Source organism: Anaerocolumna cellulosilytica (assembly GCF_014218335.1).
Taxonomy (GTDB): domain Bacteria; phylum Bacillota; class Clostridia; order Lachnospirales; family Lachnospiraceae; genus Anaerocolumna; species Anaerocolumna cellulosilytica.
Genome location: NZ_AP023367.1, coordinates 4,252,396 through 4,277,154, shown reverse-complemented (window position 1 = coordinate 4,277,154; position 24,759 = coordinate 4,252,396). Strand labels below are relative to the sequence as shown.

General features: G+C 35.8%; 21 protein-coding genes. 13 read left to right on the top strand and 8 right to left on the bottom strand.

Translation table 11 applies throughout. The annotated features are described in order from the left end of the window. Positions 1–5: 5 nt before the first annotated feature. A complete protein-coding gene (locus acsn021_RS17720; protein ID WP_184092360.1) occupies positions 6–1,190 on the bottom strand; it encodes a cation:proton antiporter in 1,185 nt (394 codons plus the stop codon). Positions 1,191–1,400: 210 nt separating this feature from the next. On the opposite strand from acsn021_RS17720, the gene acsn021_RS17715 reads away from it, so the two are divergent. The 3 genes from acsn021_RS17715 to ahpC all read left to right on the top strand — a co-directional run bounded on the left by acsn021_RS17715 (position 1,401) and on the right by ahpC (position 4,244). Next, positions 1,401–2,069: a Crp/Fnr family transcriptional regulator gene (locus acsn021_RS17715; protein ID WP_184092359.1), complete on the top strand. Its 669-nt coding sequence runs from the start codon at positions 1,401–1,403 to the stop codon at positions 2,067–2,069. Positions 2,070–2,325: 256 nt separating this feature from the next. Beyond that, positions 2,326–3,621 carry a phosphopyruvate hydratase gene (gene eno, locus acsn021_RS17710; protein WP_184092358.1) on the top strand — a complete coding sequence of 432 codons (1,296 nt, stop codon included), beginning with the start codon at positions 2,326–2,328 and terminating at the stop codon, positions 3,619–3,621. Between the two features lie 59 nt (positions 3,622–3,680). Next, positions 3,681–4,244, top strand: a complete 564-nt coding sequence (gene ahpC / locus acsn021_RS17705; protein WP_184092357.1) for an alkyl hydroperoxide reductase subunit C — start codon at positions 3,681–3,683, stop codon at positions 4,242–4,244. 252 nt (positions 4,245–4,496) lie between these two features. Here ahpC and acsn021_RS17700 read toward each other — a convergent pair whose 3' ends face one another. Together acsn021_RS17700 and acsn021_RS17695 are read right to left on the bottom strand one after the other, a co-directional pair. Continuing rightward, positions 4,497–5,372 (bottom strand): LysM peptidoglycan-binding domain-containing protein, encoded by an 876-nt coding sequence (locus tag acsn021_RS17700; RefSeq protein WP_184092356.1) that lies wholly within the window; start codon positions 5,370–5,372, stop codon positions 4,497–4,499. A 509-nt stretch (positions 5,373–5,881) separates the two neighbouring features. Beyond that, positions 5,882–6,586 (bottom strand): SDR family NAD(P)-dependent oxidoreductase, encoded by a 705-nt coding sequence (locus tag acsn021_RS17695; protein ID WP_184092355.1) that lies wholly within the window; start codon positions 6,584–6,586, stop codon positions 5,882–5,884. Between the two features lie 298 nt (positions 6,587–6,884). Here acsn021_RS17695 and acsn021_RS17690 point away from each other — a divergent pair, with 298 nt between their 5' ends. The 7 genes from acsn021_RS17690 (at position 6,885) to acsn021_RS17660 (ending at position 13,985) form a co-directional block, all read left to right on the top strand. Further along, positions 6,885–8,282: an MBOAT family O-acyltransferase gene (locus acsn021_RS17690; protein WP_184092354.1), complete on the top strand. Its 1,398-nt coding sequence runs from the start codon at positions 6,885–6,887 to the stop codon at positions 8,280–8,282. Positions 8,283–8,326: 44 nt separating this feature from the next. Further along, a complete protein-coding gene (locus acsn021_RS17685; protein WP_184092353.1) occupies positions 8,327–9,457 on the top strand; it encodes a DHHW family protein in 1,131 nt (376 codons plus the stop codon). Between the two features lie 23 nt (positions 9,458–9,480). After that, the gene (locus acsn021_RS17680; protein WP_184092352.1) at positions 9,481–10,521 is read left to right on the top strand and encodes a GDSL-type esterase/lipase family protein; all 1,041 of its coding nucleotides are present in this window, start codon (positions 9,481–9,483) and stop codon (positions 10,519–10,521) included. 33 nt (positions 10,522–10,554) lie between these two features. After that, the gene (locus acsn021_RS17675; RefSeq protein WP_184092351.1) at positions 10,555–11,040 is read left to right on the top strand and encodes a DUF4358 domain-containing protein; all 486 of its coding nucleotides are present in this window, start codon (positions 10,555–10,557) and stop codon (positions 11,038–11,040) included. A 298-nt stretch (positions 11,041–11,338) separates the two neighbouring features. Further along, the gene (locus acsn021_RS17670; RefSeq protein ID WP_243182304.1) at positions 11,339–11,998 is read left to right on the top strand and encodes a YiiX/YebB-like N1pC/P60 family cysteine hydrolase; all 660 of its coding nucleotides are present in this window, start codon (positions 11,339–11,341) and stop codon (positions 11,996–11,998) included. Between the two features lie 178 nt (positions 11,999–12,176). Next, positions 12,177–13,232, top strand: coding sequence for a hypothetical protein (locus acsn021_RS17665; RefSeq protein ID WP_184092350.1), 1,056 nt, complete (start codon positions 12,177–12,179; stop codon positions 13,230–13,232). Between the two features lie 111 nt (positions 13,233–13,343). Then, positions 13,344–13,985 (top strand): DUF4397 domain-containing protein, encoded by a 642-nt coding sequence (locus acsn021_RS17660; protein ID WP_184092349.1) that lies wholly within the window; start codon positions 13,344–13,346, stop codon positions 13,983–13,985. Positions 13,986–14,177: 192 nt separating this feature from the next. Here the strand turns inward: acsn021_RS17660 and acsn021_RS17655 are convergent, their stop codons facing one another. Further along, entirely contained in the window at positions 14,178–15,950 is a 1,773-nt protein-coding gene (locus tag acsn021_RS17655; protein ID WP_184092348.1) for an ABC transporter ATP-binding protein, read from the bottom strand. Then, entirely contained in the window at positions 15,937–17,694 is a 1,758-nt protein-coding gene (locus acsn021_RS17650; protein ID WP_184092347.1) for an ABC transporter ATP-binding protein, read from the bottom strand. The genes acsn021_RS17655 and acsn021_RS17650 overlap by 14 nt, the downstream gene beginning before the upstream one ends. Positions 17,695–18,129: 435 nt before the next feature. On the opposite strand from acsn021_RS17650, the gene acsn021_RS17645 reads away from it, so the two are divergent. Together acsn021_RS17645 and acsn021_RS17640 are read left to right on the top strand one after the other, a co-directional pair. Then, positions 18,130–18,957: a MerR family transcriptional regulator gene (locus acsn021_RS17645; RefSeq protein WP_184092346.1), complete on the top strand. Its 828-nt coding sequence runs from the start codon at positions 18,130–18,132 to the stop codon at positions 18,955–18,957. Between the two features lie 273 nt (positions 18,958–19,230). Beyond that, entirely contained in the window at positions 19,231–20,478 is a 1,248-nt protein-coding gene (locus acsn021_RS17640; protein WP_184092345.1) for an NAD(P)-dependent oxidoreductase, read from the top strand. Positions 20,479–20,635: 157 nt separating this feature from the next. Here the strand turns inward: acsn021_RS17640 and acsn021_RS17635 are convergent, their stop codons facing one another. Together acsn021_RS17635 and acsn021_RS17630 are read right to left on the bottom strand one after the other, a co-directional pair. Then, entirely contained in the window at positions 20,636–21,628 is a 993-nt protein-coding gene (locus acsn021_RS17635; protein WP_184092344.1) for a linear amide C-N hydrolase, read from the bottom strand. A gap of 214 nt (positions 21,629–21,842) precedes the next feature. Beyond that, positions 21,843–22,982, bottom strand: a complete 1,140-nt coding sequence (locus acsn021_RS17630; RefSeq protein WP_184092423.1) for a S8 family peptidase — start codon at positions 22,980–22,982, stop codon at positions 21,843–21,845. A 231-nt stretch (positions 22,983–23,213) separates the two neighbouring features. On the opposite strand from acsn021_RS17630, the gene acsn021_RS17625 reads away from it, so the two are divergent. Then, a complete protein-coding gene (locus acsn021_RS17625) occupies positions 23,214–24,119 on the top strand; it encodes an AraC family transcriptional regulator (RefSeq protein WP_184092343.1) in 906 nt (301 codons plus the stop codon). 364 nt (positions 24,120–24,483) lie between these two features. Here the strand turns inward: acsn021_RS17625 and acsn021_RS17620 are convergent, their stop codons facing one another. Beyond that, positions 24,484–24,678, bottom strand: a complete 195-nt coding sequence (locus acsn021_RS17620; RefSeq protein ID WP_184092342.1) for a hypothetical protein — start codon at positions 24,676–24,678, stop codon at positions 24,484–24,486. Positions 24,679–24,759: the final 81 nt, after the last annotated feature.

Genomic DNA, 24,759 nt, shown 5'->3' with positions numbered 1-24,759 from the left:
TATTGTTAAACTTCAGTGGCCTGAGAATTTCGTCGGTATAATAATTTCATTGTAATAGGGGTAATGATTGAAGAAACAATTATAAGAAGTATAACCGAAGTGAAATAAATAGGGCTTAAAAGTCCAACGGACAAGCCTTTTTGAGCAACTATCAGTGCAACTTCTCCACGGGTCATCATCCCGATACCAATTCTTAGGGAGTCTAACTTATTGAATTTTAATAAGCGTGAGGTAATACCACATCCAATAATCTTAGTTAACAATCCTACTGCCACAAATCCAAAGGAGAAGAAGAGTAGCTCTGTTGAAATTCCTTCAAAAGAAGTTTTTAGGCCTATACTAGCAAAAAATATGGGACCGAAAATCATGTAAGAACTGACATCCATTTTTTCAGCTATGTAGGTAGAGTCCTGAATACTGCAAAGTATAATTCCGGCAATGTAAGCACCGGTAATATCTGCGATTCCAAAATATTTCTCAGCAATATACGCCAAGGAAAGACACAATACCAGTCCAAAGATTGGAATTCTTCGTTTTCTGGAATACTTTTTATCCAGTTCTCTGAACAGAAGATAGAGTAAAAATCCGACTACACCACAGAAGAGGAAGAACAAAACGGTGTTGATTATAACACTCATAGGATTTACATTTGGATTTTTAAAGCCGATAACAAAGGTAAGTACAATGATACCAATTACATCATCAATTATTGCTGCACTTAGAATGGTAGTACCTATTGTACCTTTTAACTTGCCAAGCTCTCTTAAGGTTTGAACAGTAATGCTAACGGAAGTAGCGGTCAGAATAACACCTATAAAAACGGCCTTATAAAAATCTTCTGAACCAATAGGCGAGACTCCGTAAAAGCCGCTGTATAAAAAATAGCCGCCGATAAGGGGGATGAAAACACCCATACAGGCTATGAGTAAAGCTTTTGGACCAGTTTTTATTAAGTCTTGTAAATCTGTTTCAAGACCGGCCATAAACATTAATAGGATAACACCTATTTCAGCCATTTGTATTAAAAAATCGCTTTGGTTCACAATCCCAAGGATACTTGGGCCAATTATAAGCCCGGCAATAATTTCACCGACCACTTGGGGAGCTTTTAATTTTCTAGCTAGAATCCCAAAGCATTTCGCTGAGATAATAATGATTGCTAAATCCTTAAATATATTTATTGCTTCCATAAAGAAACCTCCTAAAAGATGTTAATAATAAGTGTCCGTGTTGTACTAAATAGAACCTGCTTTTTAGACAACATTATTGATTGTATCAGAAGTGTGCTAAAAATGAGTTGCTATAGCAACTTTTATTCATAAATTTTTCATAGTCTATTAATATTTATCTAATGGTATGTTATACTCCAAATAGGAATAAGGAAAGGATGGAGCTTACGAGTGTATTATGAAAATATAGCAGCACATCCCCTCTTTGAAAAAGTAAGTGAATCCGACATACCGGTTTTATTAAAATGTATGGAGGCATATGGCAGGTATTATAAAAAGGATGAGTACATTATACTTGCCGGCAACACCATTGATTTTGTTGGACTTATCTTAGAGGGGCGGGTATTTATGGAAAAGGTAGACTACTATGGAAATAAGTACTTTTACACGGAAATCAAGGAAACTAATACTTTTGGAGAGGTGTTCATCCGTCCTATGGCAGGAAACTGTACTGTAAATTATAAAGCTGCAACCGAAAGCAGTATACTATTTATTCATTATGATAAGCTGTTAAAGTCCTGTCGAAAGGAATGCAGCAGTCATAAGCAAGTCATTGATAATCTGATTAATCTGCTTGCAGGTAAAAATAGGATGTTTATGGAGAAGATAGAGATTATATCAAAAAAATCGTTAAGAGACCGTATATTAACCTATCTGGCTCTTTTAATGGAGAAAAGCAATAAGACGACAGTCCGCTCTCCCTTAAACCGGAAAGAGATGGCAGAATTTTTATGCGTCAATAGAAGTGCAATGATACGTGAACTAAAACGACTAAAAGAGGAAGAAATTATTGATTATTACAGCAATAGTTTTATCATTAAGAAAATTATTGTTAAATAAAATAAATGAATGGCCGTTGGTAAGCTATTGCAAACAAATATGTTTAGTGGATAGTCTATTTGAATGACAATAGTATTATAATACCGCACATTAATGATATTGATTATCAATATTAATATTGAAATATTTAACAATGTGTGATATGCTTTAACTAAGTTAATGAAAATAACTTTATTAACGGTCTTTATCCATAAGTTAGAAAATGTTAATTTATGTTTATATGGTTACGGAAGATAACAAGAGAGGAGCTATTTGCATGAGTTATTTAGAGATAAAAAAAGTACTTGGTAGAGAGATTATTGATTCCAGAGGTAATCCGACGGTAGAAGCAGAAGTCATTTTGACAGATGGAACTGTGGGAAGGGGTGCGGCTCCAAGCGGTGCTTCCACAGGAATATTTGAAGCACTGGAATTAAGAGACGGTGATAGAGAACGCTTTGGAGGCAAAGGGGTCTTAAAAGCGGTTACCAATATCAATGATAAAATCAATACAGCCCTAAAGGGTAAGAACGCCGGGGATATTTATGAAATAGATGCTGCCATGATTGCTCTGGACGGAACAAAAGACAAGTCAAATCTTGGTGCTAATGCAATACTTGCAGTTTCTATAGCAGCAGCAAGAGCAGCAGCAACAGCTTTAAAGCTTCCCCTTTATAAATTTTTAGGAGGCTCCTCCGGTAATGTACTGCCGGTACCTATGATGAATATATTAAATGGTGGAGCTCATGCTGCCAATACAGTAGATGTGCAGGAATTTATGATAATGCCCGTAGGAGCAAAAAGCTTTAAAGAAGGGCTTCGTCAGTGTACGGAGGTATTCCATGGACTGGCTAAGATTTTAAAGGACAAGGGTCTTGCTACCTCTGTTGGTGATGAAGGCGGATTTGCACCGGATTTGTCCAGTGATGAAGAAGCGATTGAACTGATTTTAGAGGCAGTTAAAAAAGTCGGTTATGAACCGGGAAAAGATTTTGTACTTGCTATGGATGCGGCATCCAGTGAATGGAAGGGAAAGACTGTAGGCGAGTATATATTACCGAAAAGCGGAAAAGAATATACTTCACAGGAATTAATCGCTCATTGGAAGAACCTGTGTGAAAAATACCCTATCTACTCCATCGAGGATGCTTTGGATGAGGAAGACTGGGATGGCTGGAAGCTGCTAACAAAAGAATTAGGAGATAAGGTTCAGTTGGTTGGAGATGATTTATTTGTAACTAATACAGAACGTCTTAAAAAAGGAATTGAACTTGGCTGCGGCAATTCCATATTAATTAAGTTAAACCAGATTGGATCTGTATCCGAAACTCTAGATGCAATAAAACTGGCCCATAAAGCAGGCTATACAGCAATATCCTCTCACCGTTCTGGTGAAACTGAGGATACGACCATTGCTGATTTGGCCGTTGCACTTAATACCTGCCAGATTAAAACTGGTGCACCAAGCAGAAGTGAACGTGTTGCAAAATACAATCAGCTGTTAAGAATCGAGGAGGAATTAGGTGCTGCGGCAAAATATCCTGGCTTTCAGGCTTTCAATGTTAAGAGATAGATAATTTTCAAGGCATATCGTAATTACCTTTCTAAAAAGAGAAAGTTAAGGAGGAATCTATGTCATTAATAGGAAAAGAAGTAAAAGATTTTAGAGTACAAGCTTATGTGGAAAAAGATTTTAAAGAAATAACAAAAGACAGTATTCTCGGAAAATGGTCCGTATTTTTCTTTTACCCGGCTGATTTTACTTTTGTATGCCCTACAGAATTAGAAGATTTGGCTGAAAAATATGTTGATTTTAAAAAAGCAGGCTGTGAAGTGTATTCCGTATCCTGTGATACTCATTTTGTACACAAAGCATGGCATGATGCTTCTAAAACGATACAAAAGATTCAATATCCTATGCTTGCAGATCCAACCGGAGCACTGGCAAGGGATTTTGAAGTCATGATTGAGGAAGTCGGTCTGTCTGAACGGGGAAGCTTTATTGTTAACCCGGAAGGAAAGATTGTAGCTTATGAAATAACCGCCGGAAATATCGGCAGAAATGCTGAAGAATTATTCCGAAAAGTACAGGCTGCACAATTTGTTGCAGAACATGGTGATCAGGTATGCCCAGCCAGATGGAAACCAGGTGAAAAAACCCTAACTCCGGGAATTGATTTAGTAGGCAGTATCTAAGTATTTATAATTACAATAGCAACCCCACTTTACCTATTAAAATACAACAGGTACTATTTAACGAATCCCATATTAAAACTTCTATAAATATAAAAAGGCTGTTACTGTTTTAAGTAAAACTTAACTTTGAAAGATTAAATCTGGAATTCTTTCAAAAACATAAGTTAGCTTAAACTTGTAACAGCCTCTTTACCTATATACATTTCTATAATATTAAAAACCATTATTATAAAAACGCTAGATTATAGATGTTTACTTCACAAAGACCATTGCACCGTATCTTGCGGTTATGGGTTTTGACCATAGCCAGTCATTGGTGGAGCTGTCATCAAAATAGAACATGGCACCGTTTGACGGGTCACTGCCTTTTAGGGCAGCTTTTGCAGCTTTAATGGATATAGCAGAAGCAGGTTTTTTAATATATCCATTTTTAACTGGTGTAAACTGATAATAGCCTCCGGCTATATGATTGATTACCTTACTGATTGAATCGGGCCATTCCTTGCTCTGAACTCGGTTAACGACTACACCACCTATTCCCACCATGGCATTATAAGGCTGTCCAGTGGCTTCTGCAGTTATCAATCTTGCCAACAGGTCAAGTTCTGCTGAGGTATAAGATATAACATCATTTGAAGAGGCAGAAGTCTTAGCTGCCGAGGTAGAAGTCGTAGCTGCCGAGGTAGAAGTCGTAGCTGCCTTACTCTGAGCAGCAGTTGATTGCAATGACATGGTTGAAGCAGTAGTAGTAGTTTTGGCGGAAGTCTTTATTCCCGGCAAAAGAAGCTTCTGACCGGGTTTTATCAAATTACTTTTTTTGTTGTTTGCTTTCTTTAAATTTGCTAAGGTTATCTTATGTTTTTTGGCAATTTTGTTTAAGGTATCCCCTTTTTTTACCGTATAAGTTTTTGCATTAAGCTTTAATTTTTGTCCGGGTTTAATGTTGTTGGATTTTAGGTTATTGTTTTTTTTAAGCGTACTCACTGTGGTTTTAAATAAGACACTTATCTTATATAGAGAGTCCTTAGGCTGGATTGTATAGCTTGCTGCCATCGCTGATTGTGAGCTCAGTGTAATGGATAAGAAAGCAGCCGCTATAACAACACCCGCTTTTTGTAATCTTTTCATAAGTACCTCCTTAAATTGGGGTTATTAGTTGTCTCATTTTCATAAACTCATTGTATAATACATATGCATCTGAAGCTATGTATGATTACTGGAAAGGTTGGAAAATAGGGGAAGAGGTGGAAGCTCTTATAAGTGGAAACAAGATATGGAAGGAGCAGCCAATAGAAAAGAAAGTGCTAGAGGATGGAGTGAGAGGAATATAGGGGGGGAGGATTAGGAGTAAAATAAAAGCAGAAAAAAATGTAAATAACAAAAAATAACTATGCTAAAAAGCAAAAAAAAGGGGTGATAAATTATAGTTTTTCATGATAAGGAACAGTGTGATACTAGGATAAATGAAGAGTCGGTAAGAACTGTTGAGTCCATAGTAAGTGTAAAAAAAGTGTTGGAGATTTGTCTAAAAAACAGCATATTGTCTAAAGGACAAGAAATGTACAGCCGGGGTGTTTGTTTTGTGAACAATATTACATACTGACAGGGGGTAGGCAAGCAATGAGAGCCCTTTCGGATTACCAACGCAGGGAATTGCCCTCATTATCAATGAAGATAGGATGATTTATGTCTTCTATACGGTTAAAAAGACTTACCAGTTTACAGGCAGTTTCATAGGGGTCTAAATCTGCCTTTTGACCGCCCATATCGGTACGCATCCAGCCGGGTTGTATTGCAAGTACCCCAATAGCATCCTTTTTTAAATAATTGAATAACAACTTACTGCCCATATTTAAAGCAGCCTTAGACATACAGTAGTCAAATTCCTTTTCTCTTTGGCATGAACCGATACTTCCGCTTTCTGAGGATATGTTTATTACCTTGGAGTGAGAACCATTTCGGAGCAAAGGTAAAAATGCCTTTACCGTTCGGAGTGGGCCTATACTATTTACATCATATACGGAAAGACAGTCATCCAGATTGGTTTTTTCTAAAACTTCAAAAGAGGATTCACTATGAATTCCCGCATTATTAATTAGAACGTCAATTTTATCAGTAAATTCCAATGTTTTTCTAGTAGCATTTTCTATGGATGTGGTATCAGTAACGTCCATTTGCAGCAAAATAAGAGAATTCGGATAAGTCTTTTTTAATTCGATTAATTTTATAGGATATTCTTCTCTGGCACCGGCAAAAACAATGTGACCGTCTTCTAAATATTTTTGTGCCAGATAAAAGCCTAAACCTCTGGAGGCTCCACTAATTACAACATATTTTTTCATATTGGCTCCCATCTGTGCTCGAGTGCAAACTTGATTGCACGCACTTGTACACGTATAAAAACAATATACGGACGGATGATTGTATCAATCCGTTATAACAAGTATATGGTAATTAATTTGCAAAAACAAGCCATAATTATCATAAATTTACTGTATGATAATTTGTTAACAAATACTTAGCAATCTTTATAAATAATTAAAATTAACGTAATAACAATTAATATAAAAGTAACCATTGGAAACCGGGAATATGATATAGTATTTCTTGTCGTTTAGAAGTGACAAAAGGAGAAAATACATGTTATTTAGCAGTTTATTATTTCTATTTCAATTTATGCCTATATTCTTCTTAATTTATTATATATTACCGGTTAAATGGAGAAATTCTTTTTTGTTCATCGCGAGCATAATCTTTTATGGATGGGGTGAGCCAAGATTTCTGGTTTTAATCTTTACTTCTATCAGCATAAATTATATCAGCGGAAGATTAATAGAACATTATGATGACAGTAAAATAAAGAATCATTTGAAAAAAAGGAAAGCGGTATTTCTACTATCGCTGCTTTATAATGTTGGGACACTGCTGCTTTTTAAGTATGCCAATTTTATAATAGAAAATATAAACCAAGTGCTGCATCTGGACATGACTACTTTAGATATTACCCTCCCTTTGGGAATCAGCTTTTATACTTTTCAGATTATTTCCTATGTCATAGATGTGTATAGAAGGGATATCAAGGCAGAAGGCTCCTTTATTAATCTGGGAGTATACTTGTCCTTATTTCCACAGCTTATTGCCGGGCCAATTGTGGTTTATAAAGATATAGCAGCAGAATTAAAGAGCAGAAGCAGTACCCTTGAACAAATTGAGGAGGGTTTAAAAATATTTGTTCTGGGACTTGGAGCAAAGGTTTTAATCGCAAATAATGTTGGTAAGCTTTGGGAGGAGCTTGGGAGTTTAGGTTATTCCAATCTATCTATGCCCTTGGCATGGCTTGGTATCATTGCGTATACCTTACAGATTTATTTTGATTTTAGCGGATATTCATTAATGGCCATCGGTCTTGGTAAAATGATGGGCTTTCAATTTCCTATAAATTTTAACTATCCTTATATATCAAAATCTATCACTGAATTCTGGAGACGCTGGCATATAACCTTAAGCAGTTGGTTTAGAGATTATATTTATATACCTCTTGGGGGCAGCCGCAAGGGAAGGTTATGTACTTTTATAAATTTATTTCTTGTATGGAGTATTACTGGTTTATGGCACGGAGCCAGTTGGAACTTTATACTTTGGGGAATATATTTCTTTATACTTTTGCTCATAGAAAAGCTATTTTTAAAAAAATGGTTGGATAAGAGTGCAGTTATATCCAGAGTTTATACGCTCTTACTAGTGTGTATCGGTTGGATGATTTTTGCTATTACTGATTTTAATGAATTGGGTCAGTTTATGAGAAGTGCCTTTTCCTTTCAGATTGAGGCAGGAGGGAAGCTTTTCCTGTATTATCTTAAGAACTACCTGGCAATTATAAGCATGGGTATATTTTTATCGATGCCTGTGTTTCGAAGATGGTTTGAAAAACACAAAAAAGGTTGTATAGCAAACATTATATTGACGCTGATTCTGTTATTGTCAGTGGCATATTTGGTGGATGCTTCCTACAATCCATTCTTATATTTTAGATTTTAGAACAAGCGTGATTTAGTACATGGAATTTTGAAGAAGGGAATCCAATGATGAAAAAATTAATAAAATATCCATTTATAGGTATATTCTCCTTTTTTGTGTTTGGGGTCATGCTTCTAGGAATAATAAAAAAAGATACAGAATTTTCTGTTCTAGAAAACCGATATCTAACTGCAAAACCACAACTGACTTTAAAAAAGATATTAGATACCAGTTTTGAAACGGAGTATGAAACCTATTTGAATGAACAGTTTCCATTCAGGAATGAATGGGTTAATCTTAAGGCAGCCTCAGAGGCAGCTATTGGTAAATCAGAGAACAATGGTATTATAAAGGGGAAGAACGGATACTTGTTTGATAAACAGATTACAATAAATAAGCAGTTTGAGAAAAACAAGCAGGAGCTAATAAAGTTTACCAGACAGATAGATATACCAGTTCAAATTGCACTTGTCCCTAATTCTTATGCAGTTCTGAGTCAGGAGGTTCCTGAGATTATGCCAAATTTTAATCAGGAAGAAGCAATGAACGCCTTCTATGCAGAAATAATAGATATGGATCTTGACAGCATTGATATGTTTAAAACGCTAAACGAGCATAGGAATGAATATATTTATTACCGCACGGATCATCATTGGACCACTCTTGGGGCATATTACGGCTACGAGGCATATTGCAGAGCAAGAGGACTTAAACCTATTACAAAACAGGAGTTAAAATCCATCGAGATACCGGATTTTTACGGTACTTATTACTCAAAGTATAAGGGTAAGGGAATTGCTCCCGACACCATAACCTATTATGAGATACCAATTGAAACTATGATAATAGACAAGGAACAGAAATCTTCTTTATATGATATAGAAAAAGCAGAGACTCATGATAAATATAGTATGTTTTTATATGGAAATAATCCATTAACAATTATACGTTCAAAAGAAGCTAAGGCATCTGATAAGGTAGAGAAAAAACTTCTGGTGATAAAAGATTCTTATGCAAATAGTTTTATTCCATACCTGACCTATCATTTTGATGAAATATATGTAGTGGATTTAAGATATTATACAGGAGCCATTCACACCTTGATACAGGATAATAAAATCAATGAGGTTTTAGTGTTATATAACTTTGATACCTTCATGTCAGATAATAATGTATATCGTATAAACAAACAGTAAGAAAGAGACAGGGAACTTCTATTATGGATATGAAGATAAGAAGACGAGTATGGAAAAAACGAAGACGGCGCAGAGAACTTCGCAGGCGAATAATAATTGCTGTAGGTATGCTGCTTCTAATGGCTGCTATAATCTTAGGCGGAATGTATTGGATGTCAAAGAAAGGAAATCAGAACACTTCGCCTGGACCAAGTGGTATACCGGGTATTGAGAATCATATAGATGAAAATGCCGCTAAAGAACCTACTTTAGAGTATGAACCGAATCAGGAAAGCGGAAATGGAGAAGATCCTTTAGATACCGGGAAAAATAGTCCTCAGGGAGATGTAGATAAAGAGACTGAGAGTACCAACAAGGAAGAAGACGGCAAAGGGAAAGACGGCAAAGGGAAAGACGGCAAAGGGGAAGATGAAAAAGGAGAAGATGGCAAAGACGAAGACAATAAAGAAGAGGTTGTAGGAGAGGATACAGGCACAGAATTTTATGAAGCGGATGAGTCATATTTTGATGATGTGCTCTTTATCGGCGATTCAAGGACAGCTGGATTTGAGATGTATTCCGGTCTAAACAATGCAACATTCTTTGCCGATAAAGGTATAGATGTCAATAATATTTACGAAAAGACGCCCATTAAGCAGAAGGGAAAAAATGTAACTATTCTGGAAGCACTAAAAGGAAAAACATTTGGTAAAATCTATATCATGCTAGGAGTAAATGAATTGGGATGGGTATATGATTCTATCTTTATAGAAAAATATAGCAAATTAATTGATGATATACAACAGATACAACCCAAAGCAAAAATAGTAATAGAAAGTATTATCCACGTTACCAAAGAAAAATCGGATGCAGATAAAATCTATACAAATAAGATTATAAACAGTCGGAACAAGTTAATAAAAAAGATGGCGGAAGACAAAAAAATATATTATCTGGATGTCAATGAGGTATTAACAGATAAAGACGGAAGTTTATATGCAGATGCATCTAAGGATGGAATCCACTTAAATAAGCAATACTGTCTGATTTTAAAAGAGTTCTTAATGAAAAATACGATTAAATAAAAGAATAAAAAACAATTAGAGGAGGAAAATAAAATGAAACGTTGTAAAAAATTTGTAAAATTATTGTCTGGTATTATGTTAATGGGTATAATAGTTATAACAAGTTCAGGTTGTAAAAAAAATGAAAATGTAGCTGTTGATGTGAAACAACTTGGTACAAATTTAGTGACAGAAATAACTTATGAAGATGAACTTTCAGAAATAGATTTAGATACGGCTAAAAATATATATGAGGTGGAAGAAGCAGAAATAACAGATTACAGTATTTATGTCAGCAGTGGGGCCACGGCAGAGGAAATAGCTGTTATAGGTTGTAAAGACAGTAATTCTGTAAAAATAGTAGAAGAGGCTTTTGAAACCAGAGTTGAAAATCAGAAAACATCATTTCAGGATTATGTACCCGAAGAACTTAAAAAATTGGATAAAGCTGTTATAATAAAAAAAGGGAATTATGTAGTTTTTAGTGTATCAAATGATGACACGAAAGCAAAAGATATTATTAACAATAGTTTGAAATAAATGTATTAAGTAATTTACTTACTCGGCAAACAAATAGGTAGTTTGCCGGGTATTTTTTTGTACAAAATAACAAATATTTACATTTTATTAATGAGGTATTAACATATATTTTCTATAGTATATTCATGAAGAGGGCATACAATAATATTCTGTAAACATATTTTTTTTACATATAGATACAAGTAATTGTTTACAAAATATGTATATCATGATAAAGTATTTACAATTAATGGGATGCAGTCAATTAGAGGGTAATGTAAGTAGATATAAATAATTCAATATAATAGGAGGGGAACAAGTGAAAAAGCAAATCATCAAAAAAGCAGTTATAGCAGTAACTGCATTATCTTTAGTATTTTCTGTACAAGCAATTACTTCCGCAGCTTCTTACTACAAGAATCCGGAGGAAATATTTACTCAGGAAGAGCTTGATAAGCAGTTTGAGAGTGCAAGGAGTCAAAAAGTATATGCTGACAGTAAACATACTTCTGCTTATGGAACATTAAGTAAAAGTACGCAGTCATCTACCGGCACATATCCCACCAGAAGCGGTGTTATTCTGGTGACCGAGGACAAATTAAAAGGGATTATTCCTACAGGACATGCTGCAATTATCTGGACATCATCTACAGTCGTGGAAGCCTTATCGAAAGGTGTAACAACCGGTCCAAACGATTGGAATACTACCAGGAATTCCTGTTATGGTGTAACGGTTATCGGTACCACAGCAGCACAGGACACTGCAGCTGCTAATTGGAGCTACAAACAAATCGGCAAACCTTATAATTTTAATTACCTGGATAAGAACACCAGATCTAAGTTCTATTGTTCCCAGCTGGTTTATGCCGCATATTTAGACAATTACGGGATAAATCTTGACACCAGTTCATTCCTTACTGCAATTCATCCCATAGAATTAGTGCAATCCGCTAGTACCCGTACAATTTATAAGAAATAGTACAGAGTAACTATATATAATTAAAACAAATTATTTACTTATATTACCTGGCTGTTACATGATTCTAAAGCATTATCAAAGAATATGTAACAGCCGTTTAAGGATTAAGGTGTAGATGGTCTAATCTTTTACCGAATCCTTTTAAGTTAACATAAAAATAATAGGAAGGAGAAGAAATATGGTATGGATTAGATTAACCCTCCTTTTCATACTTGTCATTGGCTTCCTGACAGGCTGTAAAAGAAACACAGAGAAGTTTGCAGGAGATTACAAATTTGGCATTATAGAAACGACAGGCCAGGATAATGACAGTGTTATAACATATTATAATCAGGAGCTTCAAAAAGTATATACACAAGAATTACCTTTTGGAAGTATGGGAAATATATTTTATAATCCTATAATATTCGAAGATAAACTGTATACCATTCCTCAGGGATTAGCTAATGAAAAAGACCTTAAGATGGTTTTGGAACTAGATTTAACAAATGGTGACACAAAGGAATATACTATAGATCAGTTGGCGATGAATAGTCTTTCAGCAAATGCCGATTACATTTTTACATGTAACACCTATAACGGAAATTCATACATCAATCGTTGTCATAAACAAAGTCAGGAAGTTATTGAAAAAGCTTTTATAGATATTTATATTAGTAAGCTTGAACTCGCAGGCGATAAGCTTCTGGCATTTGGGACGAAAAGAGAAGAGAACTCATTAGTTTCATTTCTGTACCTTTTAGACATGGAGTTAAATGTACTTAAGACTATTAATATCAGTAAGAGTGGAAGCAGTCATTACAAAACGGCGTTGGTCGGGGATGTCGTATACTTCTCCAGTCCTATGAATCAATATGATCAACCTGGTACCTTAATAAGTGCTATTTCCACTAAGAATCTGACTGTTAAAGATATTGATTTGAAAACGGCTTACCCATCAGATATTATTCCATACAACGAATTTTTAGTTATAGCCCATTGCAATTTAGTTACTTTTGAAGGGAATCAACTCACTTTTTATAACACAAAAAAAGAAACGATGAACACTATAAATCTAGAACACCCCATTCTACAAATGAACATAGAGGGTGATGACCTTTATATTATGAGTCAAGAGAAATTATATCAATATAAAATAAGCGGTAAAAGTCTTGCGCTTACGGGAGAAATACACATGCTGACGAAAAGTAATGCAGAAGAATATTACTATGCCTCTGGTTTTTTTCTTAGATAGATATATTTTAAGTTTGTGTTCTTAAGATAAGAGGAGAGAGTCAGTTATTCTTTGAACAAAAACACAATCACTACATATATTGTAGAATGAACAATATTATGAGGTCGATTCATGCATTACTATACCAGATATACCAGTTATCCCAAGATGAGTTATTTGCAAAACCGAACGGGAAATCTAAGAGTTTTTCATGCCGTTGCGGATGCTCCTAATGTGGATGTCTATGCCAATGATACACTTTTGGTCAGAGATTTGACTTATGGAGAGTATACAGAGTATTTACCTGTTCCTAATAATAATTATAGAATAACCCTTTATGAAGCAGGAACAAGAGATAATCCATTAGTAAGTAATATGTTCATGGTAACAGATGATACCATGGCTACTATAGCAGCAGTGGGAACTTTGGAGGATTTAGGACTTTTATCTATTCCTGACAATATGACGAATCCGAGTAGCGGTAATGCCAAGGTTAGATTTGTACACTTATCACCGGATGCTCCGGCAGTTGATATAACGCTTCAGGATGGCACTGTTTTATTACCGGATGTATCCTATAAGCAAATGACTCAGTATATTGAAGTTTCTCCCGGAGATTATACTTTAGAGGTGCGAGTAGCAGGAACCGATGTTGTAGCACTTACAGTCTCTGATTTAGATTTAGAAGAAGATACTCTATATTCCATATATGCAATTGGTTTGGCAGAAGGAACGCCGGAATTAGAGGCAGTTTTGGTAATTGACCAGTTTTAACAAATATGAGTCAAGCAACGAATATGAATAGAATATAAAAAACCAATGCTATAAAGTTATACGGAATAGCCAAAATTTAGAAAAGCTTAATGACTTTTTGTGTATACAAAATACGTCATTAAGCTTTTACTGCTTATATTTATACTTAGTGTAAGTTATTAAAATACCAATCCACTCTAAAAAAAAGAATGGTTATCTTGCAAATTGGCTGTTATATAATTTTTCGTAAAACCCTTTTTGCCCCAGCAGTTCGTTATGGGTGCCTTGTTCTATAATCGTACCCTGCTGCATAACAAGAATTAAATCAGCATCCCGGATAGTGGACAATTTATGTGCTATAATAAAGCTGGTTCGCCCTTTCATCAGGTTGTTCATTGCTTTTTGAATTTCAACCTCAGTACGGGTGTCCACACTAGAAGTCGCTTCATCCAATATTAGAATGGAAGGGTCAGCTAAAATAGCTCTTGCTATAGTTAATAATTGTTTCTGCCCCCCGGAGATATTAGAACCATCTTCTGAAAGCAGTGTATTATAGCCATCAGGTAGTGTTCTGACAAAATGGTCGGCTCGCGCTGATTTAGCTGCTGCAATAATTTCTTCTTTGCTAACATTAAAATTACTGTATGCAATGTTTTCCCCTATACTGCCGCTAAATAACCAGGTATCCTGTAGAACCATACCGAATTTACTCCGAAGTTCTCTGCGGGACATATCTTTTATGTCAATTCCATCAATAGTTATTCTGCCGCCTTGTATATCATAAAAACGCATGAGCAGATTGACTAGAGTTGTCTTACCAGCACCGGTAGGTCCAACAATTGCTATCCGGTCGCCGGCTTGTACCTGAATGGTTACATCCTTCATTAAGATATGGTCGTCACTGTACCCGAATCTTACATGTTCAAAGCATACATTACCTTGAACGGATGGAAGAACCTCTGTTTGAACAGAATCCGGTACCTCATCTAATTCATCCATAATTTCAAAGAAACGTTGTGAAGCAGCCACAGCTGATTGCATGGAGCTAATGATCTGGGAACATTCTATAACCGGTTCGGAGGCTTTGTCTGTATACTGTATAAATGCCTGTACAGCACCAATGGAAAGTCTCCCTTGTATAATTGAAAACACGCTCATAACTGCAATCGCGATATAACCTATATTGTTTATAAAACGAACGGAAGGTGCCACAACAAATTGAGCTATTTGGGAGTAGTTGCTGTGTTTGTACAATTCCTGGTTGATTTTTCTGAAATTATCGATGGCATTTTCTTCATGATTAAAGGCTTTGATAACTAACTGACCGGTAAAAGCCTCTTCAATATTGGCATTTAATTCACCCAGGGAAGTCTGGTAGTTTAAAAAATATCGCCTGGATTTTTTTGCTATCATTATGGTTACAATGGTTGCGGTACCTATGGTCAAAAACGCAATCAAAAATAAGGAGGGGCTGATAGCTAACATCATTATGACTGCACCTATAATGGTAACAGTACAACCAATTAACCGGTTAAAACCTTCTCGCAAAGAATCTGCAACTTTTTCTATATCATTAGTTGCACGGCTTAAAATATCGCCACGTTCTGTCGAGTCATAAAAGCGCAGTGGGAGTTTGTGAAGCTTGTCGCTTAGTGCTGTACGCATATTCAAGGTTACACTTTCTGAAATGAAAGACATCAGATAACTTGCTATATAATTACAAAGAAAGCTAAGTACATAAAGGGTGATGAGAATTAGGAAAATACCACCCATCGTTTCGATGTTTACATGAAAACGTGTACCCAGGGTCACAGCAGTTTTGATACCGTCTGCAAGCTGGTCCAGTGCTTTTCCCAAAAATATCGGTGTAGCAATAAAAAAAACCGAACTTAATATGGAAGTGATAAAGATAAATAACATCTTAACCCCTAATCCATGAAAATAGGAACATAATCGTATAATAGTCCCTTTCTTATTTTTTTTCATAATCCTTGTCCTCCTTTTTGGACAATTCGTCTTCACTTAATTGAGTAGCAGCTATCTGCTGATATATAGTACAGGTTTTCATGAGTTCTTCATGACGGCCCATACCTGCCATTTTACCTTCATCTAAAACAATAATCTGGTCTGCGTCTAAAATTGTACTGATTCGCTGAGCTACAATCACGACAGCAGCTTCTTTTACTTCGTTACGTAGTGCTTTTCTTAACATAGCATCTGTTTTAAAATCAAGGGCGGAGAAGCTGTCGTCAAATACATAAACCTCAGGTTTTTTAAGCAGTGCCCGAGCAATAGCGACCCTTTGTTTTTGTCCGCCGGAGAGGTTAGAACCTGATTGGGCAACATAAGACTTATAACCATCCTCTAAGCCCAGAATAAATTCATGAGCCTGAGCAGTTTTAGCAGCGGCTTGTATTTCTTCCATGGTAGCATCCTCTTTTCCAAATCGGATATTGCTTTCAATCGTACCTCTAAATAAAAATGCTTTTTGAGGAATAAAGCCTATCTTATCTCGGAGGGATTTCTGAGGATAATCTGCTATGTTAATACCGTTTAATAGAATTTCCCCTTTTTGAATATGAAAGAAATGGGGAATTAAATTTGCAACTGTTGATTTACCAGAGCCAGTACCTCCAATAATTGCAGTAGTTTGTCCGGGTTTTGCAGTAAAGGTAATGTGGCTTAACACAGGTTCTTCTGCATTGGGATACTGGAACATAACATCACGGAATTCAAGCGTTCCTTTTTGGGTGTTTTCTGTAATGTTTACAGACTGATCATTTATTTCAGGAGTGAGGTTAAGTATTTCATTAATCCTTGAAGCACTACTTAATGCCCTGGGAATTTCCATAAATCCCATCACTGCCATGACACTACAAAATAAGATGATAGTCAGGTATTCAATTAGAGCAAAGATACTGCCGATTTCCATTGAGCCATTTGATACCTGGATACCTCCAAACCAAATGATAGAAGCAACACTTAAATCCAGTATAAGGAAAAGAAAAGGGATTAGGATGGCAAATATTTTATTGGTTTTAACAGCGATATCTTTGTAATCTTTACAGGAATCCTTAAATCTTTGTTTCTCAAATTCTTCCCGATTGAAGGCACGAATAACGCGAACGCCGGTAATTCCTTCACGTAAGACATATGTCAGCCGGTCCATTCTCATCTGAATCTTCCGAAATAAAGGAACTGCTTTACGGCCTATAATATATGCCATAATTCCGAAAATTACAATAACAGCTACAAAGAAAAAGGCCATTTTTGCATTGGTTTTAAAGGCTAGGGTAAGCCCAACCACTGTCATAACAGGTGCCGGCAGTATAACCCTTAAAAACATCATTCCCGACCTTTGTATAATGGTAATATCATTCGTACAGCGGGTTATCATAGAAGCTGTGCCGATTGTTTGAAAATCATTTAAGGAGTACTGCTGTGCTTTTATAAAAACGGCCTCTCTTAAATCTCTTGAAAAGGAAGCCGTAACTCTTGATGATAATATAGCAGAGATAATAGAACTTAATCCGCCTAAAACAGCAACAATAAACATAAGCATACTTATGCGGTAAATATAATCAATGTCACTGTTGGCAACGCCGACATTGATGAGATTGGCTGTCAGTGTTGGCAAAAACATTGCACTGAAATTATTAAAAAATAAAAATATGATAGCACCTACCAGTATTTTTTTATGTGGTTTTAAGTAACGTAGTAATTTACTCATAGTTTACACCTATTGTATAGCGCAGTTCGACTGCGGTACTGCCACCATGAATAAGTGTGAAAGATTTATATGTGGCATCCTTTCGTATTGTTAATTTTCTTTCACACTAGCTCCCAAAGCATTTGCCCAAAATCAGGGTGAGAATTATATTTTTTTGTCACACTGGCTCCCCAATGATAAATTTGAAAATGCAACGAGTTTTTCAAAAATATTTCTTTATGTTAGAGAGATATATTTAGCCAGCACCATAATCCAGTATGATTCGTTCAAGGTTACTCTTGACTATATGGCACAACTATGTCATTATAAAGTATAGTGTAACCCGAAAGTCAAGATGAAGAATTAATGAGAATATAAAATTAATAAAAAAGTAAAAAATGTATATATTTGCCGAAAGGTAAGAAGGAATGCCGGAAGGCTACTAGAGGTACAAGAATGCCAAGTATGAATAAGCAATATTTTACAACAAGTGAATTTGCAGAGATATGCGGTGTTACCAAGCATACGCTGTTTCATTATGATGAAATAGGAATCCTAAAACCAGAACTGGTTAAACCAAATGGTTACAGGTATTATTCAATCAAACAGTTTTATTTATATGATATGATTTTTATACTAAAGCAGGCAGGAACTTCATTAAGTGAAATAAAGGATTACGTAATGGATCAGAATCCCAATCATTTTCTTGCGATATTAAAACAAAAAGAGCAGCGGTTAAAAGATGAAATAAGAAAAATGACCCGCATGCGGAAGAAAGTAATATCCGCTATCGATAAGACAGAAGAAGCATTACGCTCTTTATATGGTGTTCCTTACATAGAAGAGTGTGAAGAAGAGTATTTTATCGTTGTTAAAATATCCGGGTATGACAATGATAAAGAAGAACTGCAAAAGATACGTGAACATTTCGAATATTGTGATGAACAAAGCAGTGACTGTGATTTACTTATGGGAGCTATCGTTAGTTTGGATAACCTAATAACGGGTATTTATGATAAACCGGATTATTACAGCAACAAAATAAAGCACAAAGTGAAAAGCAACCGTTTACGGATTAAAACAAAAGGTACTTATGCAGTTGTTATTCATAAAGGTGCTTATAAAGAATTGTCTAAATCCTATGAAAAGCTAAAAGATTATATTGTTGAAAAAAACATGCAGATAGATGGTGATGCTTATGAAAATGATATGCTAAGTTATCTTGCTGCGGTTGATCCAAATGAATTTGTAGTTAAGATATCAATTCCGGTAAGACCGGTTTAAGTTTTGGTAGATGATTCGATGATAATAAGTGAAAGTAAAATATTTCTTAAATTTAACTGTTGCTTTCTATGCTCTGTGCATTTAAACTAGAATCAAGAGTTTCTTTATATATAAATTCACTAAATTGAATTTAAGATATAAGTTCACTAGCTCCCATGCATGCATGCCAAATCTGCTTACAGATTTGGTACTGTTATTAATCAGAGTGTGAAATAAAGGTCATTTCACACTTATTTTGATACGTATAAATATATCAGATAAAGGAGAAATTTAATGCCTATACATGTAGTAAATGAAGCGAAAAGATGTTTAAATTGTAAAAAACCCCAATGCCGAATCGGATGTCCAATCGAAACACCCATTCCTCATATGATAGAGCTCTTTTTAAAAGGGGAGATGCTGGAAGCGGGAGACGAAGTATTTAAAAACAATCCTTTATCCGTTGTATGTTCTCTTATCTGTGACCATGATAAGCAGTGTGAAGGTCATTGCATCTTAAATAAAAAGGGTTCACCGGTGCACATCAGCAGTATTGAAAATTACATATCTGATGCATATTTTGACCGAATGAAGATAGACATTCCAGAGAAAAATGGAATGAAATCTGCCATTATCGGCTCTGGTCCGGCAGGAATAACCATTGCTGTTTTATTGGCTTCAAAAGGATATGATGTTACTATATTCGAAGGAAAAGAGAAAATAGGCGGGGTACTTCGCTATGGTATACCAGATTTTCGTTTGCCCAAGACAATATTAGAACGCTACAAGGTTAAGTTAAAGGAGATGGGTATAAAAATACGACCTAATACTGTAATAGGACTAAGTATTACTATTGATGATTTAATAAAGGACGGATATAAATCCATATTCATCGGAACCGGAGTCTGGAAGCCTAACAGTCTAAGAATTAAAGGTGAAACCCTAGGACACGTTCACTTTGCCATAAATTATCTTACAAATCCAGATGTGTATGACTTGGGGAAAAATGTAATTATTATAGGTGCCGGTAATTCAGCTATGGATGTGGCAAGAACTGTAATCAGAAAAGGAAGTTCTAATGTTACAGTATTCTCAAGAACTCCGGTTGCCTCTGCCAGTCCCAGAGAAGTTGAATATGCAACCATTGAGGGTGTAAAATTCGAATACGAAACTGCTGCCGTTGAAATAACCGATGAGGGTGTAGTTTTCCGTAAGATAAAGGTAGACGAGTATGAAAATGTAATCTGGGAGGATGAAGAAACCTTCTTTAGAGAAGCGGATTCGGTTATTATATCCATCAGTCAAGGACCAAGAAATCGTATTATAACCACCACCTCAGGAATTGAAGTAAGTGAAAGAGGGCTTGTAGTAACGGATGGTAAGGGAGAGACAACAAGAGCCGGCATCTTTGCTTCCGGAGACGTGGTACAAGGCGCAAAAACAGTTGTGGAAGCAGTTAAGTATTCCAAAATGGTAGCGGATGAAATGGACAAATATATGAAGAAGAACAGTGGGGCTGGCGAGATTTACACGAAAGAATAAACAGAGGACAGGATTCACACTCTCACGCAATATGTTGTTAAACTGAAGCATACACTGGAAAAATCTTATGTTTCCTAAAATGAAGTATCTAAAGGAACATAAGGCTTTTTTCCAGTATTCAGCCTACTTTTGTAACAGATTCTTTTAAATATGTTGGTTACATTTTTTCAAAAGCTACCGGTTCCGTTATTTTACCCAGACAAATTAATTCCTTGCTGTGTTTGTAATAATCCCAAAGACTTGCAGAGGTAATCTGATTCTTGTTATAAGTTCTGAAAAAATATTCACAGGTAGTGGTATTCACAAAGGCAGTGTATTTTGTATAATCGTAAGTGCCTCTGTCCGTTATAACCAAGCCTTTGGGAATAGAAACCGATTCCACAAGGTGAAAACAAGCGACTATGGTTTCGGAACGGCTTTTCGGCAGTTCGATATGAGTTTTTTGGTAAGCAGTTCTGACAAAACGTTCGGGTGAAGTGTAGCCTCCGGGCAACAGCATAGTACCGCCCGCCTGACCAAAGGGTCTTAGGGGGAACTGTCCCCAACAGGCTTCCCCGGTTTGGGTTTGAGAAAGTTCTATGTAATTTCTAAGATTAGTCAGATGCCATGGAAAGTCCGGGCTATTAGCCATGACACCTATAGGATTTTGAAAACATTGAAGTCCGTTTTCTGTTTGTTCTACAACAATACATTCGCCACTTTTATCGGTTGCCATCCAATGCAGAGGTGCTGCTATCTGGGTTACAGGGTCAGGAAAACCAACAATTGATATATTTGGAAGTCGTTTTACAAGCTCCTTAACAGAGCCGCATTGACCTAACATATAATGAAGGAAATCAAGAGATGGAATATATTCTTTTTCCTTACAATTTGTATTAGTATCATAACTGGCATAACCTGCAAAGTATAAGGCTGCGGCTGCAAAACCATGTTCATTCACTCCGTCAAAAAAGCCTAGCATTCCTTGACTCTCCTGACCGATTCCCATAAAACTGTAACAATCATGAATCGTATTCATGGTTATAACATTTGTCCAGGCGTAATTCTTTGGTACTACATAAAGATATGGTTCAATATCGTAAGAAAAATCCATGGTTCTGCCGAAAAAATTCTCATGTTGTCTGGATTGGAGTGTTATTGCGGTACACATTTTTTATCCTCCTATATAAATGCAACCTACTCTATGTTAATATATAATAAAATTTGATGTTTCATTCATGAAGATATTGTATATCGCTTAGAATAGAGCATCATACATAAAATTTATCGAGAATCATCATCTTATGCAAAAAACCTCAATTTTAATGATTTTAACAGACCAAGAAACGAGTTAAGGTACTACCATTTGGTACACAGCTTGCTTTTTATTGTGTCAGCTGAAAAGTCTCTCTTAAGCACAAGGCGCCAAAGCCAAAGGTAGGATTGGGATAGACCTGTTCAAAGCTAAGTTTTCTGGCACCTGCAATAAGATACGCTTTCATTTTTTCGCCATACATATAAGGGTCATTCCCGTTTACAATACCCCATTCCATCATAAGCGCTACACTTCCGGTGACAAAAGGGGTAGCCATGGAGGTGCCGGAGCGACTGGTATACCCGCCGCCCGGGGAAGCAGAAGTAATATTTACACCAGGAGCTACTAAATCCGGCTTGATTGAAGAATCATTTCTGGGGAAGCCTCTGCCGGAAAAAAAGGCAAGACTGTCATTGTAAGCGTCATAGGCACCAACTGAGATAGCACGTTCTGCCGTAGAAGGAATGGTTAAAGTAGTCTGCTCGGTTGGCCTTAAAAAGTTAGTCTGAGGATTTAATACACCACCGGAGGGAAGCCACATATCATAATTACCTACTACAATATTTCTTGGAACTAATTCTATCGTCCAAATTCCCGATTCTACATAATCTGTTACCGGAATAAATTCTATATATATTTCCTGCTGTATATTATAGGGCAGGGGTTCACCGTAATAAAGGTATATTTCTGTTGGTCCGATACGGAATCTTTGAGTACCAAGTCGTTCGGGAATTGGTCCCACACGAGTGCCTCCCGGGGATGTAATCACAATCTCAAATTGGTCATAAAAATTTTTCCAGATTTGTAAATTAAATGTAAATTCATATTCCCCTACTGCAAGTTCAATAATTTCTCTGGGAGCAGCGGGTGCATTGCTTAATATACCTCCGGTATGCTTACCGGCAGATCCTTCGTTACCAGTACCAATTACTATGTTCATTTTCCAACGGTTTGCAATGTCGTTGATATAATTCTCAAGAAGGGAATTACCACTATGAGAACCGTAATTATTCCCAAAACTAATGTTGATGGCTAAGGGCATATTTAATTCAATGGCACGCTTGACGCAATAATCTATTCCCTGCATTAATTGTGTGGTACGGGGAAAGGAGTCGCCAATGGAGGTACCAAGTTTTACAATTATTAATTCGCTTTGTGAGGCAACCCCCCGGTATCTGCCGTTGCTTGCTCTGCCGTTGCCAGCAGCGATGCCTGCTACATGTGTCCCGTAAGTGAATACGAAAAAGGGTGTAAGTTGAAAATACTAAAAATATAGACAAGTATTATGGTTGGTATTACAACGTCAATATAGTATAATGAATTCATTATAAATCAGAAGTTGAAGTAAAATATTTATATTATACAGAACGAAACTGTGCATAAAAAGTTGCTATATAAGAAATTCAATAATGCTATACTTTAGTTGAAAGGAGGGGATTATATGGAATGGTTAACGAAAATGAATGAGGCTCTTGACTATATCGAAAACAATCTAACTGAGGATATTGATTTTTCAATAGTAGCCCAAAAAGCTTGTTGTTCATCCTATAATTTTCAGCGAATGTTCTCTTTTATTACAGATGTGCCATTAGCCGAATATATACGTAGAAGACGCTTAACACAAGCGGCATTAGAATTACAAAATTCTAATGCTAAAGTAATTGATGTAGCTGTGAAATATGGATATGATTCGCCAATTTCTTTTTCCAGAGCGTTTGCAAATATCCACGGTATTACACCGAATGAAGCTAAACAATCAGGTGTAGAATTGAAAGCTTATTCCAAAATCTCCTTCCAAATTTCAATTAAAGGAGAGAAAGAAATGAATTACAGAATTGAAACAAAAGAAGCTTTTGATGTTTTTGGAATTGAAATAGTTGCATCTTTATCAGGAGAAGCTGGTTTTGTAAACCCTGCCGAATTATGGAAACAATCACATCGTAACGGTGATTACGAAGGCTTATTTAACGCATCAGGGGATTTGCCAAAATTTATTCAACAGGATTTATGTAAGATCCATGGCGTTGAAAATTACCGAAAAACAGAAGGAAATACTTTCCCTTATATGTTATGTGCCTTTATTTCTGAAAGCTCAAAAACAGACGGTTATAAAATTCAACATATACCTTCACAAACATATGCGATATTTCCATCTGAAAAATTTAAGTGGGATGAAGATTTCAATGTAGTTTTGAGAAATCTTCAAAAAAGATTCTACTCAGAATGGCTACCTACTGCCAATTATGAAAGAGTTGCTGGAGCAAATTTTGAGATATATGGTGGTGACAAAGAATCTGGTTATATTGAATTATGGTATCCTGTTAAGCAAAGTAACAAAACTAAATGAGTATAAATATTTCACAGTAACAACTGCTAAAAGAATGGAACAAGCAGGTAGATTCGTCCCAGTAGAACTTGATGATACAGTAAATAATTTCGGAATTGTAAACAAAGTTTGTGGATACATGACATAAAATTTGAAGATAATGATTTTAATGCAATAGTAAATTCATTCTTAGATACTATTAACCAATATGCTGTTTTTTAAAAATCTTACGTAGAATAAAAGCCATGAAATACTGTCAAAGAAAAGGTTCAACCATGACAGTGTTTTCATGGGTCTTATAAAATAAGTAAGCATTAAAAAACTCATATTTATTTTGGGAGCGTTTATATTTTCGTTGTAAACTCGTTTTATAGAGTTTCTCATTTTAGGCTCCCAAATATCTATAAAACTGAATTTGAAACGGTCTCAACTCATTCTTATTTGTAATGTTTACAGAAAATTCAGTTCCGCCAGCAGAAATGATTAGGTCATGGCTTATACCATTTTCTGTCCAGATTCCGGTATACTCATCATAATTTTCATTACTTGCGCTTTCTGTGCTATTTTTCTCATGTTCCACTTGTTTCTGCCTCTCCTGATAAAAGAAGCAACGGTGTAGAAGGGGCTACAAGCGGTATAAAGAAACAGGTGGTTTCAGTTT